Annotated in this window: 11 protein-coding genes and 1 pseudogene; 7 read left to right on the top strand and 5 right to left on the bottom strand. The window is 52.6% G+C overall.

Going from position 1 to position 18026, the window contains the following annotated elements:
• Positions 1-230 precede the first annotated feature (230 nt).
• Positions 231-1898 (top strand): iron uptake porin, encoded by a 1668-nt coding sequence (locus ACZA91_RS16115; RefSeq protein WP_463183390.1) that lies wholly within the window; start codon positions 231-233, stop codon positions 1896-1898.
• Between the two features lie 587 nt (positions 1899-2485).
• Here the strand turns inward: ACZA91_RS16115 and ACZA91_RS16110 are convergent.
• From ACZA91_RS16110 to dapB, 3 genes are all read right to left on the bottom strand, one after another.
• The gene (locus tag ACZA91_RS16110; protein WP_099533584.1) at positions 2486-3937 is read right to left on the bottom strand and encodes a tetratricopeptide repeat protein; all 1452 of its coding nucleotides are present in this window, start codon (positions 3935-3937) and stop codon (positions 2486-2488) included.
• 300 nt (positions 3938-4237) lie between these two features.
• On the bottom strand, positions 4238-5101 hold the full coding sequence (locus ACZA91_RS16105; RefSeq protein WP_463183388.1) for a phosphate ABC transporter permease: 864 nt from the start codon (positions 5099-5101) through the stop codon (positions 4238-4240).
• A gap of 181 nt (positions 5102-5282) precedes the next feature.
• Positions 5283-6110 (bottom strand): 4-hydroxy-tetrahydrodipicolinate reductase, encoded by an 828-nt coding sequence (gene dapB, locus ACZA91_RS16100; RefSeq protein WP_463183386.1) that lies wholly within the window; start codon positions 6108-6110, stop codon positions 5283-5285.
• A 515-nt stretch (positions 6111-6625) separates the two neighbouring features.
• Here dapB and ACZA91_RS16095 point away from each other — a divergent pair.
• From ACZA91_RS16095 to ACZA91_RS16070, 6 genes are all read left to right on the top strand, one after another.
• Positions 6626-8881 (top strand): adenylate/guanylate cyclase domain-containing protein, encoded by a 2256-nt coding sequence (locus ACZA91_RS16095; protein ID WP_463183384.1) that lies wholly within the window; start codon positions 6626-6628, stop codon positions 8879-8881.
• Entirely contained in the window at positions 8868-10112 is a 1245-nt protein-coding gene (gene bioF / locus ACZA91_RS16090) for an 8-amino-7-oxononanoate synthase (RefSeq protein ID WP_463186457.1), read from the top strand. Before ACZA91_RS16095 ends, bioF begins: the two co-directional genes overlap by 14 nt.
• A gap of 227 nt (positions 10113-10339) precedes the next feature.
• Complete coding sequence (gene gyrB, locus ACZA91_RS16085) at positions 10340-12277, top strand: DNA topoisomerase (ATP-hydrolyzing) subunit B (RefSeq protein WP_463183382.1); 1938 nt, start codon at positions 10340-10342, stop codon at positions 12275-12277.
• Between the two features lie 64 nt (positions 12278-12341).
• A complete protein-coding gene (locus ACZA91_RS16080; RefSeq protein WP_190535104.1) occupies positions 12342-12605 on the top strand; it encodes a HepT-like ribonuclease domain-containing protein in 264 nt (87 codons plus the stop codon).
• 276 nt (positions 12606-12881) lie between these two features.
• Positions 12882-13928 (top strand): ATP-binding protein, encoded by a 1047-nt coding sequence (locus ACZA91_RS16075; RefSeq protein WP_190535062.1) that lies wholly within the window; start codon positions 12882-12884, stop codon positions 13926-13928.
• Positions 13921-16554 carry a S8 family peptidase gene (locus tag ACZA91_RS16070; protein WP_190535060.1) on the top strand — a complete coding sequence of 878 codons (2634 nt, stop codon included), beginning with the start codon at positions 13921-13923 and terminating at the stop codon, positions 16552-16554. Before ACZA91_RS16075 ends, ACZA91_RS16070 begins: the two co-directional genes overlap by 8 nt.
• A 214-nt stretch (positions 16555-16768) precedes the next feature.
• Here the strand turns inward: ACZA91_RS16070 and ACZA91_RS16065 are convergent.
• Positions 16769-16918 (bottom strand): annotated as a pseudogene (locus ACZA91_RS16065) (IS982 family transposase); the annotation flags it as partial.
• 221 nt (positions 16919-17139) lie between these two features.
• Positions 17140-17970 carry a 5'/3'-nucleotidase SurE gene (gene surE / locus ACZA91_RS16060; RefSeq protein WP_099533571.1) on the bottom strand — a complete coding sequence of 277 codons (831 nt, stop codon included), beginning with the start codon at positions 17968-17970 and terminating at the stop codon, positions 17140-17142.
• Positions 17971-18026: the final 56 nt, after the last annotated feature.

Below are 18026 nucleotides of genomic sequence, written 5' to 3'. Positions count from 1 at the left end.
CTAGAATTCGCTAGAATGACGATCAAAACTGATTCATCGCCGCTTAATTATCTTTTCATAAATCAGATTGAGAATCATTATCTTTTTGATGGATGCGAAGGGATTTGGCTCTGGGCTGGCGACCTTGGGAGGGCAGTGATTTTGAGGAATTGCTGCCAGCTTTTGATGGTTAAAGGCTGGGGATGAATTCAGTTTGCAATGGACTCAGATTTTTCGTGTGAGGTTTGCATATGTCTCGGTTCCATTGGCGATCGCGCTTAACCCCGATCGCTGCCCTGGCCCTGTTGGCGGCGGCTCCCGCTGCACCGGCCTTAGCCCAATCCGTTAATTCCACTAGCCCTGACTTGGCCAATCCCGACTCGATCGGGGCCGTGGCCGACACCAGCGAGCTGATCAACGACCTCAACCAATACGGCCAAGAGGGACGCAACCGCCGCGCCAGCAGCGCCGATCAGGTCACCTCCGTCTCGCAACTGTCGGACGTGCAACCCACCGATTGGGCCTTCCAAGCCCTGCAATCGCTGGTTGAGCGCTACGGTTGCATCGCCGGTTATCCCGACGGAACCTACAAGGGCAACCGGGCCATGACCCGCTACGAGTTCGCGGCCGGTTTGAATGCTTGCCTCGATCGAATCCAAGAATTACTCGTGACCAACGTGGCCGACTACGCCACCAAGGCCGATCTAGAAGTCCTGAAGAAATTGCAGGACATGTTCAAGACCGAGCTGGCTGCCCTGCGGGGTCGCGTAGATACCCTGGAAGGTCGGATTTCTTACCTGGAGAAAACCCAATTCTCCACCACCACCAAGTTGACCGGGAACGCCATCCTTGGTTTGCAAGGGGGAACCCTCACGGGCGATGACGACGACAGCAACGCTGAAAACGTCACCTTCAGCAATCGGGTGCGACTGGTGTTCAACACCAGCTTCACGGGCAAAGACACCCTGACCACCCGTTTGGAAACCAACAATGTTCAGAATCCGCTGAACGATGTGACGGGCTTGGGTTCCCTGAGCTACGGCGACGGCAATAGCAACCAAATCAGCCTGACCTATTTGGGCTATCGCTTCCCGATCGGGGAAAAAGTGGAAGCCCTGGTGGGAACCACCGGGTTGGATTTGGATGACATCCACGACACCCACAACCCCTTCCTCTATGGCGATGGTTCCGGGGCCCTGTCGCGATTTGGCGATCGGCCGCCCGTGTTGCGTCAACCGGCTGATGCTGGGGTGGGCTTGGTTTGGAGTCCCAGCGATCAATGGTCGATCGGGGCCGCCTACATGGCCGGCAACGCCGCCAGCCCCAGTGATGGCAGCGGTCTTTTCGGCGGTAGCTACAGCGCCAGCGCCAGCTTGAACTACAAGAGCAGTGACAGCCGCTTCAGCGCTGGCCTGTTCTTTGCCCACAGCTACTACTCCAACGACGATTACCAATACGCCGACGAAGACTTGGGCCTATTGGGTCGCACCGGCACGCGCCGCACGATCAACCCCTTTGGCGACCATTCCGCGATCAGCAACAGTGTTGGCCTGCAAGCTAACTATCTGTTCTCGCCCAAGGTGGGCTTGAACGGTTGGGTTGGTTACACCAAGGCGGAAGATGCCCAAAGCGACGACAGCATCGACGTGCTGAACTGGGCTGTGGGTTTGGTCTTCCCTGACTTGGGCAAAGAAGGCAACCTGGGATCCTTGTTGGTGGGTCAGCCGCCGACGGTGATCAGTGCGGATGGCGTGGAAGAGGACGATGAAACGCCGATCCACGTGGAAGCGCTCTACCGCTGGGCCGTGAACGACTTCATTTCGATCACTCCGGGGGTGATTGCGGTGTTCAATGCGGACACGGGCAACGACAACAACACGGCCATCTTGGGCGTGGTGCGCACCGAGTTCAGTTTCTAGGTTCCTGGTGCTCCTGACCCAAAATCAGGGTTTGAACGATCAATTGGGGCGAATGGTTCGATCGTTAAACTTGAGCACAAAACTTGAGCACAAACCGGATGATGACCCAAATTACGGGGGAGAAGCGATTGAGGTGATTGGTGTTGTGGAAACTGCTGAAATCGGCTGAAGCCGGATCAATGGCGGTTGCTGAATATCCAGTGGCTCGATCAACTCACGACCCGTGATTTTGTCCAAATTCCCAATCATTCATGGAATCATCGTTGCCCAATTCTTGAATGATTTTCTCGTTCTTTTATCCTCACCTTTTTGACGAACTGCGATCGCTCGATCGCAGTTTTTTTGTTGAAGAACTCAGTCGTAGCAACAAGGGGATTAAGCCCCTCGCTGCCTAACGATCTGGTAACAGCAACAGTCATCTAATTTGACCTATCAAAATAAGCTTGACGCGCTAGTAGGGTGGGCACTGCCCACCTCATAACTGCTTTATGGCATCTGTAATATGACGTACCAATCGTTCTAGGTAAAGGCTGTAACTACAGATAATAATTATTGACTAAGGGATTCATCATTCCAACGACCAATCGCTACGATCGCCCGTTTTGGTAGAAGCTAGCCAGCTTGTTCGCGAGGGCCATTTTTTGGCTGGTGCAGTCCGTTTCGCGCATTCGACGGCGCAGCAGTTCCGTGGCGCTATACATCAGGGCTTGAGCTTGGTCTGCATTACCCAGGGCCCGATACGTGTCGATCGCCCCTTGGGCCGCTTCTAAATACCAATCTGGATGGCGATCGGGCGTGAGGAAATTGAGGGCTTGCTCAAAACAGAGTCGCGCCTCTTGCAAGTAGGGGAAGGCATCGGAGTGGCGCTGGCCTTCGTCCACATGGGCCCGACCCTTGTGATAGTGCAAAATGCCGCAACCGAGGGCATAGTCTGGGGCTTGACGATCGAGGGAGTCGATGCCCTGATTCCAGTTTTTGAGGGCGGCCGCATAGCCGTGGAGCCGCCAAAGGACACAGCCCCGATTTGCCCAAGATTTCCAGTGACTGTTTTGGGTGAGGGCCAAGGCGCGATCGAACGCGGTCACCGCCTCGCCTAATTGCCCCAGACTGTCCAAGGTGAGGCCACAGTTATTCCACACATCGGGATTATTCGGATCGCTGGCCAAAGACTGGTGAAAGGCTTCCAGGGCTTCCTGGTGGGCCTGTTGGCTATCGAGGGCAATGCCTAGGTTATTCCAAGCTTCGGCATATTGAGGATCCAGGTCGATCGCCCGTTGATAGGCCTCGCGGGCTTCCTGGGTGCGGCCCAAATCTTCGAGCAAGTTGCCACGATAGTTCCAGGCTTCCTTGCAATGGGGATCGATCGACAGGGTGCGTTCAAAGGACTCCAGGGCTTGGGCCCGTTGACCGAGCTTTTTCTGAAGCATTCCCCGGGCGAACCAGGCCGTGCTGGCGGTGGGTTGCAACTCCAAAGCCCGTTCATAGGCGGCGGCAGCCTCGCCCCAGCGGTCTAGGGTTTGCAGCAACCGTCCACAATCGAGCCAGGCATTGACAACGTTGGGATCAATGGCCAGGATGTGGCGATAGGCGGCGAGGGCTTCCTCGTGGCGCTCCATGGCAGCGAGGGCATGGCCATAGTTCCCCCAAAGATCCATTTGGTGCGGAATTCGTTGCAGGAGTGCCTCCAGTTCCGGGAGAGCTTCGGCATAGGCCTGGGCCCCCACAAGGGCGATCGCCCGGCCGTGGCGAGCAACGGTTAAGTCAGATTGGATATCGAGGGCCCGTTCAAAGGCTTCGATCGCCCCAGGATAATTGCTGGCTTCGAGCTGCTGAAGCCCCAGATCCAACCACTGTTGCAACAACCAGTCCGCAGAATGCTCGGGCATGACGGTTACTTCGCTAACCATCTCCTCTGGGGGCACTGGGGGCAACCAATCCGCTCCCCCAATTGCCCCGGGCGCAAGATGTGGCGGCCCAAATAGGGTCACCCCGGGCGACGACGCACCATTAAACGGATCGGAAAAGGATAGGGGTTCCACAGGCTGATCGACGAGCTAACGCGCGATAGGGATCCAAAAGACGGAATTCAGCGAGGTTAGGCGATCGAGCGGTTTCGGGTGACAAGGGGCGATCGGGGATCGTTAGGGTCAGTCAAGCACGCTCATGTTGACATCAGGAATACCAAGCTCAACCCATTCCGTCAATTCCCTAACCGACAAATTGACCCAACTGTCAGCAGTTCCTGGGATTTAGCGAGCATTCTGGGCAGCAGGGTCTGTTTTGATCGACTTTGATCGACGGTTAGGGCTTTTTTGTGTTGTTGGGGCCGTTTTCAGGTTCTAGCGGCGGCGACGGGGACGATCGCCGCGATCGTCCTCAAAGTTCTCGAAATCGTTGTTCTCAAAGTCATCTTCAAGATCATCAAACCGCCCGCGCCCCTCGGAGGCATCACGCCGATCATAACGGGCCAGGGCCCGATCGCGCGGATCCGGGCGGCGGGCTAAGCCGGTCTCCTGGCTCGGGGCCGGACGGCTGGGCCGACGCGATCGACGATTTGGCGGTGGGTCGCTCAGCTCCCGGCTCACCTCCTCAAAGGCTTCCCGTTGCAACAGGGGATAGTCACTGATCCAAACTTGGCGATCAGGAATATAAAAATCAGCCACTTGGGCCACTCGTCCCAAATCGGGGCGATCAGACAAAATCAGGGTTTGCGCCCGCATTCCCGGCTTAATGCCCTTGTGCTCGCGACGCAGCGGAGCCTGCAAACGGGTTTCAAATCCCGTCTCATCGCCCACTTCCAAGTTGAGGCAACGCTCCCGGTTTTCCACAATCACCAACTCGCCCTGGCGGTTCACCGTTTCCTCTTGACCCACCAGCTCTTCGGTCACATAAACATCCAGAATTTCACCTTCCCAAAAACCGCAATAGCCGAATTTGCGCACCTTGCCATTGCGGAGGCTGGCCCAATAGATGGGGGCCCAAAACCAATAGAGCGCTGCCGCAAAGCCCAGCACAAACCAAATGGGCCCCGTCGCATCGCCCGTGGCTAGGCTGCCCAGCCAGGTCACCACCATGCCCACCACGGAAATGGCCAGGCGGCGAATGAAGTCCGCCGGCCGCCCCCAATAGAATTGGTATTGCGGATAGGTGGCGATCGAGGGAATCAGTCGATCGAAAGCGTCACGGGTCAGCGGAACCAGCATAGGTTGTTCGGAGGCGGTTCTGAGGAAGTTTCTGAGGAAGTCACTGAGGCGAGTGGACAAGGTTAAGCCATCGGAGGGCAGCCAGTCGCCCTCACAAGGGGCTGAAGCCCCTTGCTGCCTAGTGATCAGGTAACGGCAACGGCCATTGGCCTTGACCGATCGACATCAGGTTGTCGCGCTGCTACAGCAGTTTTTCAAGACCATAAACCAAGCACTTCAGGTCAATCAGCTTCCGAATCGTCAGCAACACACCGGGCATATAACAGGCCCGATCGCTCGTGTCGTGGCGCAGCGTGTAGATTTGGCCCGGCGCACCAAAGATCACCTCCTGGTGAGCAATGAGACCCGGCAAGCGAACGCTGTGAACATTGATATTGTCGCCGGCCAAGCTGCCCCGCGCACCGGGAATCAACTCCTTTTCTTCCACCTGTGCCGGATTGAAGGTTTTGCCCAATCCAGACATCAGTTGCACCGTTTGCAGGGCCGTGCCGCTGGGTGCGTCGGCCTTTTGGTTGTGGTGCAGCTCAATGATTTCCACATGATCGAAATATTGGGAGGCTTGAACCGCAGCCTGCTGAAGCAACACCATCCCGATCGAGAAGTTGGGAATGATGGCGCAACCGGTGCTGGCCTTGTCGGCAAATTCCGCCAACTCGCGCACCTGTTGCTCACTCAGCCCCGTTGTGCCGATCGCGGGTCGAATGCCATAGGCGATCGCCGATCGCGCATTTTCATAGACCGAACTGGGGTGCGTGAAATCCACCATCACGCCTAACTGTCGCTCTTGGGCCGCCATGGCCAAAGTCGCCTCTAGCTGATCCAAAATCGGCACTTCCAAGGGGCCGCAGCCGACCACTTCGCCCACATCCTGGCCCACTAGCTCCGGCGCGCGATCGACTGCCCCAATGAGGGTCATATCGGGCGCAGCCGCCACCGCCTTCACCACCTCACGGCCCATCTTGCCAGCCGCACCAACCACCACTACTGGAATTGGGGAATTTTGAGTCATGCCCATTCACCGCCGCGTTAAAGACAAACAGAATCGGTCAACCAAATCAAACCAACCAAGACCAACAACCTAAAACAAATAGGCAACCTAAAACAAACTCCTGCCATAAACCAACCCCTGAAATTCGTCAGCCCCCGAAAATCAGCCAGCAAAGACCGGCAAGCCACCCCGAACCCGCCCAAAACTGCCGCCCGGGCCAGGGCCAATGTTCACGCTTCGCTCACAGTCGATCGAGTATTTTCAAAGCACCGTATTAATTGCTACTTGGCTGACTTTGGGGTCTGAAGATGCTGTGGAGCGCTCTTTGCGTTGCAATTTGGTCATATTAGACCCGAAAATATCTATTCTTCGCAAGAATAACGACTAGGGGCAAGCATAATCAGCCAAACCATAACCGTGATTATGCGGAAAATGATCCAAGAATGCTTCCTCGCCAGAAGCTGGGTCAGCGATAAGATATTGGTAGTTTGCCGTGATGCGGCTTCGTTTGCGCCTCAGCTTTTGAGGAGAGCCTTGTGACTTTCTCGATCGACCCGTCTGCCGAGAGTTTGCCCGACGGTGCAGAGAGACCCGTTCTGCGTCCTGATTGGTCGGTGGCCCGCTCCAGTCTGTTGATCGTGGACGATCGAACGGACGATCGCACTCTTTTACATCGACTTCTAGCGCGTGAGGGCTATCACATCCTGCTGGCGGATAATGCCCATCAGGCTTGGCAGCAACTGAAGCACCATACCTTTGACCTCATCCTATTGGATGTGTATCTGCCCGATCGCAGTGGCTTTGCCCTTTGCGAGGAGCTGAAAGCCAACCCAAAAACTGCCGATATTCCGATTATTTTTACTGGCAGCTCTGATGGCGGCTCCAATGGCAGCTTAGATAAAATTCAAGCCTTCAAGGTGGGTGGCGTTGACTATTTAATCAAGCCCTTTGCCCTTGAAGAAGTTTTGGTTCGAGTCAATACACACCTGAAAATTCAGCGAGCTGCCAAGCTGGTTGCCGAACAAAACCAGCGGCTAATAGCGGAAGTGGCGGAACATGAAAAAACCGCCGCCATTCTGCAAGAACAAAAGCAATATTTACGCATTATTTTAGACAACATTCCTCAGCAAATTTTTTGGAAAAATGCTGACTTGGTTTTCTTGGGTTGCAATCGAAGTTGGGCAGAAGCATCCGGTTTAGGGGATCCCGAAAGTGTGATTGGCAAAACCGATCAGGACTTAATTGAAGATCCAGCCATTGCCGAACAATTTCGGGCCCAAGATCGCCGCGTGATTGAAACTAATCAACCCATTTCCCATCAACTATTACGAAAATATCGTCACGCTGAAGGGGGTCAGCCCATCTGGCTAGATTGCTACCGTGTACCGATTCGCGACGAAGCGGGGCAAGTGATTGGGGTTTTAGGGGTTTTGGATGACATCACCGATCGCAAGTTGGCGGCCGATGCCCTGCAACAGGCGGAGGAAAACTATCGCAGTATTTTTGAAAATGCCCTAGAAGGGATCTTTCAAGCCACTTGGGAAGGGCGATTTATGAGTGTAAATCCAACCTTGGCCCGCATTTGTGGCTATGGATCGCCTCAGGAAATGATGGAATTAATCACCAATGTGGGTCAGCAGCTTTACGTGCGATCGCACCGGCGCGAAGAGTTTTTGGCTTACATGGCTCAATACGGAGAAGTATCCAATTTTGAGTCGGAAGTTTACCGGAAAGATGGCCGGCGAATTTGGATTTCCGAAACCGTTCGTAGTGTTTATGACGCTGGGGGCAAGTTTCTTTACTTTGAAGGCATGGTGCAAGAGATTACCGAACGTCGCAAAACAGAGCTGGAATTGCGACAACAACGGCAACAATCGGAGCAATTATTGCTGAATATTTTGCCCCAGAAAATTGCTCAGCGCCTGAAAATGCAACAGACGGCCATGGCCGATCGCTTCGAGTCGGCAACGGTGCTGTTTGCGGACATTGTGGGGTTTACGGAATGGGCTTCCCAAATTCAAGCGGCGGAGTTGGTGTCCTGTTTGAATGACATTTTTTCGGAGTTCGATCGCATTGCTGAACGCTATGGGGTTGAAAAAATCAAGACGATCGGGGATGCCTACATGGCCGTGGGGGGCGTACCTTCGGCGCATCCTAACCATGCCATCAACACGGCGCGGATGGCGTTGGAAATGCAGCAGGCGATCGGGCAGTTTCAACGCAAAAATGGGCAAACCTTTCAGTTGCGAATTGGGCTGAATACGGGCCCCTTGGTGGCGGGGGTCATTGGCATTCGCAAGTTTATCTATGATCTCTGGGGCGACACGGTGAATATTGCCAGCCGGATGGAGTCCCAGGGGGAAGCAGCCAAAATTCAGGTGACGGCTTCCACGGCGGCCCTGTTGGGCGATCAATTTGTTCTAGAGCCGCGTGGCCCCTGGCAAGTGCGAGGACGCGGGGAAATGCTCACCTACTGGCTGGTGGGCGAGCGACCGCCAGCGCCGGATCCCGATTTTGCCGAAAGAGCCGGTGAAATAGCTGATGACCCCAGGATGAATCATCTGAATAATTTTCGTGATTCTAATCCGGGTGATTTTGACCCCGATCGTGCGGCGGGGAGTGATCATCCAGCCGGCGATCGGCCAGTGGCGGGCAGTCAGCGCGGGGACTTTGATCCGGAGGTTGATCCCAAGGATTTGAATTCGATCGATCATAATGGGCAGACCCCTACCCATCCGGCCCGTTCTGGGGCTGGCCATGCCGTCGATCGCGCCACCGATGCCCATTCCTAAGACCGCCCCCAGTCCTTCCTCAACCGAGTCCCCCTACGACTGGATGGCCCAGGCCCTCCAGACGATTCACCGGGCCCATTGGCATCGATCGCCCCAGATCCTGAGCGGCCGGCCGGGGGCCGTGGTGGAGCGCGACGGCCGCACCCTGATTAACTTCGCCAGTAATGACTACTTGGGGTTGGCGGGCGATGACCGGTTAATGGCCGCCGCGATCGAGGCGATTCAAACCAATGGAACCGGCAGCACTGGCTCACGGCTGATTACCGGCCAGCGAGCGTTGCACCGAGAGCTAGAACAGGCGATCGCCCAACTAAAACAGACCGAAGACGCGATCGTCTTCAGTTCCGGGTATTTAGCCAATTTGGGCACGATCGCCGCCTTGGTGGGCCCGCGAGATTTGATTTTGAACGATGCCTATAACCATTCCAGCCTGCTAGCGGGAGCCAAACTCAGTGGAGCCACGGTGGTGGACTATCGGCATGGCGACTTGCAGGATTTGGGCGATCGGCTCCAAAGCCACCGTTCCCACTATCGCCGCTGCCTGATCCTCACGGACACGGTGTTTAGTATGGATGGGGACTTGGCTCCCCTGCCGGAAATTCTGGACTTGGCGGAGGACTTTTCCGCCATGGTGTTGGTGGATGAGGCCCATGGGACGGGGGTTTTCGGGGCCACGGGGGCCGGCTGCGTGGAGGCCCTGGGGTGTAGCGGGCGATCGCTGATTCAGATGGGAACCCTCAGCAAGGCCCTGGGCAGCTTGGGGGGCTATGTGGCCGGCTCGGCCACCCTCGTCGATTTTTTGCGCAACCGCGCCGCCAGTTGGATTTACACCACGGGCCTGTCACCCGCCGACACGGCCGCCGCCCTGGCTGCCATTCGGATTGTGAACCAAGAACCTGATCGACGGGCCGCCCTTTGGCACAATACCCGATCGCTCCGTCAAGCCCTTCAGGATTGGTTAGCCACCCAGCCCGCCGAACTCACCCAGGGCGATCGCGCCTATCGCCTACTGCCCAGCGAATCGCCTATTCTCTGTTTGCAAGTGCCCAACCCAGCCACCGTCAGCCAATTGGGGCGATCGCTCACGGAAGCCGGCCTGTGGGTCGGAGCCATTCGACCGCCCACCGTGCCCACCAGCCGCCTGCGCCTGACCCTGATGGCCACCCACCAGCCCGAACATTTAGCTCAACTCATGGCCGCCCTGAGATCGGCCATTCCCCCAAGAGCCTAAGGGGGAAGTGGCTCCCCGCTGCAACCTTAGGAAGGCAAATTTCTAGGGCTGTTAGTGACCTTTCCAGGCATTTTTCAAGGTCAATCAATCCCAAGCCCAAATTCATAACAAGCGTACCCTGGCAACTCCTAGAACCCGTTTGTGCTAAAATCTTGGAATGTTTTGAAGTTATAGGGCTTTAGGCAAATTTAACCTGCCTAAGATGTCCAATCTGGAGCGGAGTGAGCATGACCAGCAACTATGGGGCAGATCAAATTCAGGTTCTTGAAGGGCTTGAACCTGTCCGCAAGCGACCGGGAATGTACATCGGCTCCACTGGGCCGCGCGGTCTCCATCATCTAGTTTACGAGGTGGTGGACAACTCGATCGATGAAGCCCTTGCTGGTTATTGCACCCACATTGAAGTGGATCTGAATGCCAACGGCTCCGTCACCGTCACCGACGACGGCCGCGGCATCCCCGTTGACATTCACCCCCAAACCGGCAAATCCGCCCTCGAAACCGTGATGACCGTGCTGCACGCGGGCGGCAAATTCGGCGGCGGTGGCTACAAAGTATCCGGCGGTCTCCATGGCGTGGGCGTGTCCGTGGTGAATGCCCTCTCGGAAGAAGTGATTGTTGAAGTCAAGCGCCTGAGCCAACGGCACGTTCAACGCTACAGCCGAGGCATCCCCCAAGGGCCCCTGACCAGCGAACCCAGCGACGATTCCCAAACGGGCACGCGGGTCACCTTTTTGCCCGATCGCGAAATTTTCATCACCGGCACAGAATTTGACTACGCCACCCTCGCCAGTCGGCTGCGGGAGCTGGCCTATCTGAATGCGGGCGTAAAAATCACCTTCAGCGATCACCGGCTGGAGCTGTTGCGCACCGAGCAACCCAAGGTTGAAACCTACTGCTACGAAGGCGGCATTCGGGAATATGTAGCCTACATCAACCGCGATCGCCTGCCCCTCCACGAGGAAATTCTCTACGTGCAAGGGGAGCGCGACGGGGTGCATGTGGAAGTGGCCATGCAATGGTCGATCGATGCCTACACAGACAACCTATTCGGGTTTGCCAACAACATCCGCACCGTGGATGGCGGAACCCACCTGGAAGGGTTGAAGGCCGTTTTGACCCGCACCATGAACGCGATCGCCCGCAAGCGCAACAAGCTGAAAGATGGCGATGCCAACCTGGGCGGCGAACATATTCGGGAAGGCTTGACGGCGATTATTTCCGTGAAAGTGCCCGATCCAGAATTTGAAGGACAAACCAAAACCAAACTCGGCAACCCCGAGGTACGCGGCATTGTGGATTCCCTGGTGGGGGAAGTTTTCACGGAATATTTGGAGTTCCGGCCCGGCGTGGCGGACTCCATTTTGGAAAAGGCAATTCAGGCCTTTAATGCGGCCGAAGCGGCCCGCCGGGCCCGGGAATTGGTGCGCCGCAAGTCGGTTTTGGAATCGTCGCCCTTGCCGGGTAAATTAGCCGATTGCAGCTCGAAGGATCCGTCCGAATCAGAAATTTTTATTGTGGAAGGAGACTCGGCAGGCGGTTCCGCCAAGCAAGGGCGAAACCGTCGATTCCAAGCCATTTTGCCCCTGCGTGGGAAGATCCTAAACATCGAAAAAACCGACGATGCCAAGATCTATAAAAACACCGAAATTCAGTCGCTAATTTCTGCCCTGGGATTAGGCATCAAAGGCGAGGAATTTGATGTTTCCCAACTGCGTTATCACCGGGTGGTGTTAATGACCGATGCGGACGTGGACGGGGCCCACATTCGCACCCTGCTGCTCACCTTTTTCTATCGCTATCAACGGGAATTGGTGGAGCAAGGTCACATCTGCATTGCCTGCCCGCCCCTATACAAAGTGGAACGCGGCAGGAATCATCAATATTGCTACAGCGATCGGGAATTGCAGCAGATTTTGGCGGGCTTCCCGGCCAATGCCAACTACAACATTCAGCGGTTCAAAGGTTTGGGTGAAATGATGCCCGATCAGCTTTGGGACACCACCATGAACCCGGAAACCCGCACGATGAAACGGGTGGAAATCGATGATGCGGCCGAGGCCGATCGAATCTTCACAATCTTGATGGGCGATCGGGTGGCTCCCCGCCGGGAATTTATCGAAACCTACGGGGCCAAGCTGAACCTCACCGACCTGGATATTTAGCCTGCATCTCTAGGATTCGTGGGAGCAAGGGTAGTGCCTGTGCAGTGATGATTTTCAGTGAAAGATTGCTTGCTCAAAGACGCTCTCACCTGCTCATCATGATTACGGCACTATCCAGTTTACAGCGGGCATTCTGGCTGAAGTCTTCTCACAAAATTTGGAGAAGGTACTTGCGGTTTCAAGGGCGACCAAAGCTATTGGCGAAGCTGTGAAGTACATTCCAGATTCAGCAAGAAGCCACTATCCTGATGTTCCCTGGCGAGATGTTGCCGAGATGCGAGATCAGTTGGTTCATGATTATTTCAATACAGATATAGAAATCGCCTAGAAAGCGGCTTAAGAAGATATTCCTCAGTTAGAAGTAATAACTTCTAGGGTGCTAGCTGATTCGGAAAGCCAGATTTAGTGAAAATGGACTAGGTAGTACTTGTGGATGACTGCTGTGCAATTAGTATCATTACTTCGCAGACGCTACTTAGTCAGACATCGTTGTCAACCCAATTTATAAGAGAGCATATTTTAATTTTGTAAAGTTTTCATAAGATTTCAAGAGATTTAGGTATTGTAAAAGTGGGATATTTGGCTGTAGGCAACAGGTTCAAGAATGAAAGGAGAAGTGCTAAAGCGATTATTCCGTGCTGTTGCCAGTGATGACTCACAGGCGATACAAAGCATGTTGTCCATCGTGGTAGAGGAAGAACGCAAGCTAGGGCATACCACCCTTGCTAATCAACTCGAAAGCATTCTGCGGAAAAGCGCCCATCTTGTCAAACCCGAAAATTCATCATCAGATTCTGTACGAGAAAGCCCTGCAACTTCTTCAGAGAGAGCCACGCCTAAAGCATCCGAAACACATACTCTCACCCTCTTATCGAGTAAACATAGATTCAATCATCCGTTTATTGTTACGATTCCTCGTGACAGTTTGAGGCATCATATGATCCTTGCCGATGCCATAGAAACACGATTTCGCCGTATTGAACGGGAATATGCTGCTCGTGATCGACTTGCCCATCATGGGTTGCGCTATCGCCAAAAGATTTTGCTTTATGGTTCTCCAGGGTGCGGTAAAACGATGGGAGCCGAACGTATTGCTTGGAATACCGGCTTAGCCTTAGTTAAAGTTCGCTTTGATGCAATGGTTTCCTCGTATTTAGGAGAAACCGCTACCAATTTGCGTGAAGTATTTGAAGCTGCTGTTGCTTCTCCTTGTTTACTTTTTATTGACGAATGTGACGCACTGGCTAAATCGCGTGAGGATAGCCAAGAGGTTGGTGAAATTAAGCGTGTAGTCAATACATTCCTCCAACTACTTGATGAGTACGAAGTCTCAAACGGCTTACTTGTGGCTGCAACTAATTTGACCAAGTTTCTTGATGAAGCTGTTTGGCGAAGATTTGATGATGCTATTGAAGTGCCAAAGCCAACAGAACCAGAAATTGAAGCTATTCTTAAACAGACCCTCTCTTCAGTTGAAGTTGGCTCAATCGATTGGAATTTAGTTGTGCATAAAATGGTGAATTTTTCGGCTGCACAAGTTACGAGGGTTGCTCAGGATGCCGCAAAACGAGCCATTCTAGATCGTGAAGAGCTAGTCATTCAAGAACATTTAGAAGAGTCAATCCAAGACATTTTAGTTTCTCATGCCTGATAGCTCCGAAAATTTTCCTCACATTTCACTTCACCTTGTTAAAGAAGGGATAGCCTCTGCTCCACCAGGAGGTGGTGGCAGAGTTTCAGCAACTACCTTGGCTAACAGGGGAGATGCATGTGGACATGGTAACAAGCTGAAATCTTCAGTTGATCTCATCACTACAAATTGGCAAGAGGAGAAGAAAAGACGAGAGGAAGAGGGCAAACCTGAATTGCCAGATGCAGTATCCTTTATCCTACAAGTAGATCCTGATTTATTTGATGCAGATGATCTCAAGAGCTTTGGTATTGAGGTTGTTGCTGATCTTGAGCAGGGATATATCATTGGAGCTTCATCTGATACAGGGCTATCAGAACTTAAGAAAAAGATTGAAAAGCTGATTCAGGAAGGTAAGGGGAAGACAAAGATTCCTGCAATTTGGGAAATTCTAGAAGGAACTCAACGCCCAGAATATATTCTTTCTGAAAGTCTTAAAACAGAATGGGAACGGATTCTAGAGCAACAGGAGTATATAGTAGACATCGGCATTGCTTGTATCAATATACAAGAGCAATATTCAAGATGCCCTAAACGTAAGAAAAATGAAGGAAATGAAAAATATCAGCAACGAGTAAATAAATGGTTAGACAAGCACAATTTGTCTCCTGAAGAATGGGATGACTTATATTCAGAACGAACGGATCAACTTCAAAAATTCATTAACCAATACAATGGTGAAATTCTTAGAAATATAGCTGGTGAAGAAATAGGAATTTCACGTTTACCAGATAGCTTTTCTTGTCGTATTCGGATTCTTGGAAAAGGGTTGAAAGATCTTGTCCTCAACTTTCCGTATATTTTTGATGTCAGTGAACCTGATGAATTTAATCCTCTTTTAGTGACACCCAATGGATCTGAATCCGACCGGGAACTGTTTACGCTAGAACCTCCCGATCCTAATGCGCCTAAGGTCTGTGTGATCGATAGTGGTATTCAAGAACTTCACCCCAAATTACGGGTTGCGATTGATTCACAGTATTCCAAATCATGGGTGCCTGGAGAACTTGATATGACTGCTGACTATGTTCGAGGAGGTGGACATGGTACCAGAGTTTCTGGTGCTGTTCTTTATCCTCGCGGTATTCCTACTACAGGTCGTCAGCAAGCAATATGTTGGATTCAGAACGCTAGAATTCTTGATGGTAGCAATCAGCTACCTAAAAAACTATTTCCACCTGAAGTGCTGGAAGAAATTGTAGAATTTTACCATCACCGTACCAGAACTCGAATTTTCAATCATTCAGTTGCAGGAATCGCTCCCTGTCGAACCCAATCTATGACTCCTTGGGCAGCCGCAATAGATAAGTTGACTTGGGAAAAAGATATTTTATTTATTGTCGCTGCGGGAAATATTGAAGCGAATTCGAGCTTTGTCACTCGGCTATCTATATATGCACATATGAAGGCTGGGCGGCCTTATCCACAGTATTTATTAACTCCCTCTGCACGAGTTGCAAATCCTGCCCAAAGTTTTCAAGCATTGACGGTAGGTTCAGTTGCTCATACTACTTATCAAAATCCTCCACTTAAATCAGTGGCAGAAGTAGATTATCCTTCTTCCTTTTCTTGTTCAGGGTTAGGGATTTGGGACACTATCAAACCAGAAGTAGTAGAGTACGGAGGAGATTATGTAATTGACTCACCTACTTCGCCAAGCTTCACTAAACCAGAGCCAGTTTGTCCTGAGCTAGTAAGATCTACGCTTTACGGTGGTAAAGTTATCAGTTCTGATGCTGTCGGCACTTCTTTTGCTGCCCCGAAAGTAACTCATATTGCAGCCACTTTAGCGACAATATTTCCCCAAGAAAGTACTTTATTGTATCGTGCACTTATTGTTCAGTCAGCACGCTTACCCAATTGGACAAATGAGTCCGCCGCAAAACTGTATCAAGGAATTAGAACAATGGGCTATGGAATTCCCAATCTTGATAGAGCGTTGGGTAATTCTCCCAATCGTGTAACTTTGACAACTCAAGGCAATGAAGTTATCCGCGCTCGGCAAGCCAAAATTTATCAAGTACAAATACCAGAAAGTCTTTTAAGGGAAGGTGAAGGTTTTGAGATTTTGATTGAAATTACTTTGTCCTATGTTGCTGAACCTCGCCGTACTCGTCGACATCGGAGGAAATATCTATCAACATGGCTTGATTGGACATGCAGTAAAAAAGGAGAAGATCCTCAAAAGTTTTTAGACAGGGTACTCAAGGAACACAATGAAGCTCCAGAAGATGCTGATGAAGGTGAAGGTTTATTTCGTTGGACTCTTGGCAAGAGACAGTTCAGATCTAATGGTGATGATCAGCGAAAACCCAAAGGAATTGATGGAATCGTGAAAAAGGTTTCTAGAAGTGCAGGAACCGTCCAGAAAGACTGGGCATTAGTTCAATCTTATGATTTGCGTGAGGGGTTCTGTGTCGCTGTAGTAGGGCATGAAGGGTGGAATCAGAATTCAGAGGCCACTGTTCCTTACTCTTTAGTTGTCAGTTTTGAAGCTATCAACTCGAAAATTGCAATTTATGATGCGTTTGTTCAGGTTCAGCAACCTCTACAAGTGCAGCAAGAGGTGCGTTTGAGTATCTCCTAAGGTAATATTAATCCCCCTACTATAATCACAGTCAAACCGATGTCTAACAACCATATTACAGCGGATGGAAAAGAGGCTATCGGCAGATGAGAAGGTGACTGGCCTCCGCTGACTAGAGGCGTTATACGGCTGAGTTATGAGGGGAGGCGATCGCGCAAATTCAAGGAAAATCTACAGCTTTTGCCTTGCCGAATTCAGTACACGTCAGTTCGGGTTAATCGTGTAGCTCAATTCCCAACACAGCCAAATCGAGGGACGGTTTCTGGGGTTGATGACAGTAGGCAATCAGTTCACTGGGCAGATACACACAACAATTGACCGGACTGCAGTGACGAGAGTGTTCAATCTGGTAACGGTTCTTGAGATTGAAACTCATGGAGTGCTCACGCTGGTGTTGCTTGAAACCATCCTTGAGCAAGTGTCGCATCCATTACGTTTCAAAATCTTGGCAGAAGTCGTCGATTTTGCAGAACAGAGCTTCTAACCTGAGCACGACGGGGTTGGGTTAAGGCTGGTTTGGATTAACACCTCAGCTTAACCAGTCCCGTCTTTCTGCTGCTTCCCCTATTCCGAACTGACGTTGGCTTAGGCTGCGGGATTGGGGGCTGGCCCATAGCTCTCGGCCAGTCGATCGATCCAAGGTTGCCAGGGGGTCATCTCCGCCCAATCGGTCAAGTTGAAATGTAAGGGAGTGAGGGTGATGTAGTTTTGCCGAATTCCTTGCACATCGGTGATCAGGGGCGAAGTTTGGCCCCCGGGCATGGTTTCCGGGTCAATTTCTTCAAGCACTTCTCCCGACAGCCAATAGTAGGTGCGGCCACGGGGATCCACCCGCTTTTCAAACAGGTCGTGATAGCGCCGGAAGCCGAGTTTGGTGAGCTGCACACCCGCGATCGGGCCGTCGGGCGCTGGGATATTCACATTCAGCAGCATTGGCCGGGCGGGCGGCTGGGCAATGAGTTGGGCCACCGCTTGCACGGCAAACTCGGCGGCGGCGCTGAAGTCAAGATGACCAAACTTGGCCAGGCTGAAGGCAAAGCTGGGAATATCCTCCAGCAGGCCTTCCATGGCCGCCGAAACAGTTCCCGAGTAGAGCACATCGGTTCCCAGGTTGGGGCCGTGGTTAATGCCCGACAGCACCACATCGGGCTTGCGATCGAGCAGGGCCCCCAGGGCCAGCTTGACGCAATCGGCGGGCGTTCCAGAACAGGCCCAAGCGGTGACGCTGGGGTGAAACAGGTTAGGAACCAGTTCCGTGCGAATTGGATCCTGAAGCGTCAGGCCGTGCCCTGTGGCGGAACGCTCCCGATCGGGACAAACGATCGTCACTTGGTGACCCGCTTCAGCGCAGGCATTGGCAAGGGCGCGAATGCCCAGGGCAAAAATCCCGTCATCGTTGCTAATCAAAATATTCATGGCGAGATATGCATGGCGGATCGAGAAGGAATAGCCGATCGAGGAGGGGTGGCCGG

It is taken from the genome of Limnothrix sp. CMB-01 (assembly GCF_055193175.1).
Note: the sequence above shows the minus strand (reverse complement) of the source record. Positions and strands in the feature narration are given on the sequence as shown.

Coding starts and splice junctions, on each gene's coding strand:
- gyrB (WP_463183382.1), top strand. CDS start 10,340: ATGACCAGCAACTATGGGGCAGATCAAATTCAGGTTCTTGAAGGGCTT.
- ACZA91_RS16075 (WP_190535062.1), top strand. CDS start 12,882: ATGAAAGGAGAAGTGCTAAAGCGATTATTCCGTGCTGTTGCCAGTGAT.
- dapB (WP_463183386.1), bottom strand. CDS start 6,110: ATGACTCAAAATTCCCCAATTCCAGTAGTGGTGGTTGGTGCGGCTGGC.
- ACZA91_RS16070 (WP_190535060.1), top strand. CDS start 13,921: ATGCCTGATAGCTCCGAAAATTTTCCTCACATTTCACTTCACCTTGTT.
- bioF (WP_463186457.1), top strand. CDS start 8,868: ATGCCCATTCCTAAGACCGCCCCCAGTCCTTCCTCAACCGAGTCCCCC.
- surE (WP_099533571.1), bottom strand. CDS start 17,970: ATGAATATTTTGATTAGCAACGATGACGGGATTTTTGCCCTGGGCATT.
- ACZA91_RS16115 (WP_463183390.1), top strand. CDS start 231: ATGTCTCGGTTCCATTGGCGATCGCGCTTAACCCCGATCGCTGCCCTG.
- ACZA91_RS16105 (WP_463183388.1), bottom strand. CDS start 5,101: ATGCTGGTTCCGCTGACCCGTGACGCTTTCGATCGACTGATTCCCTCG.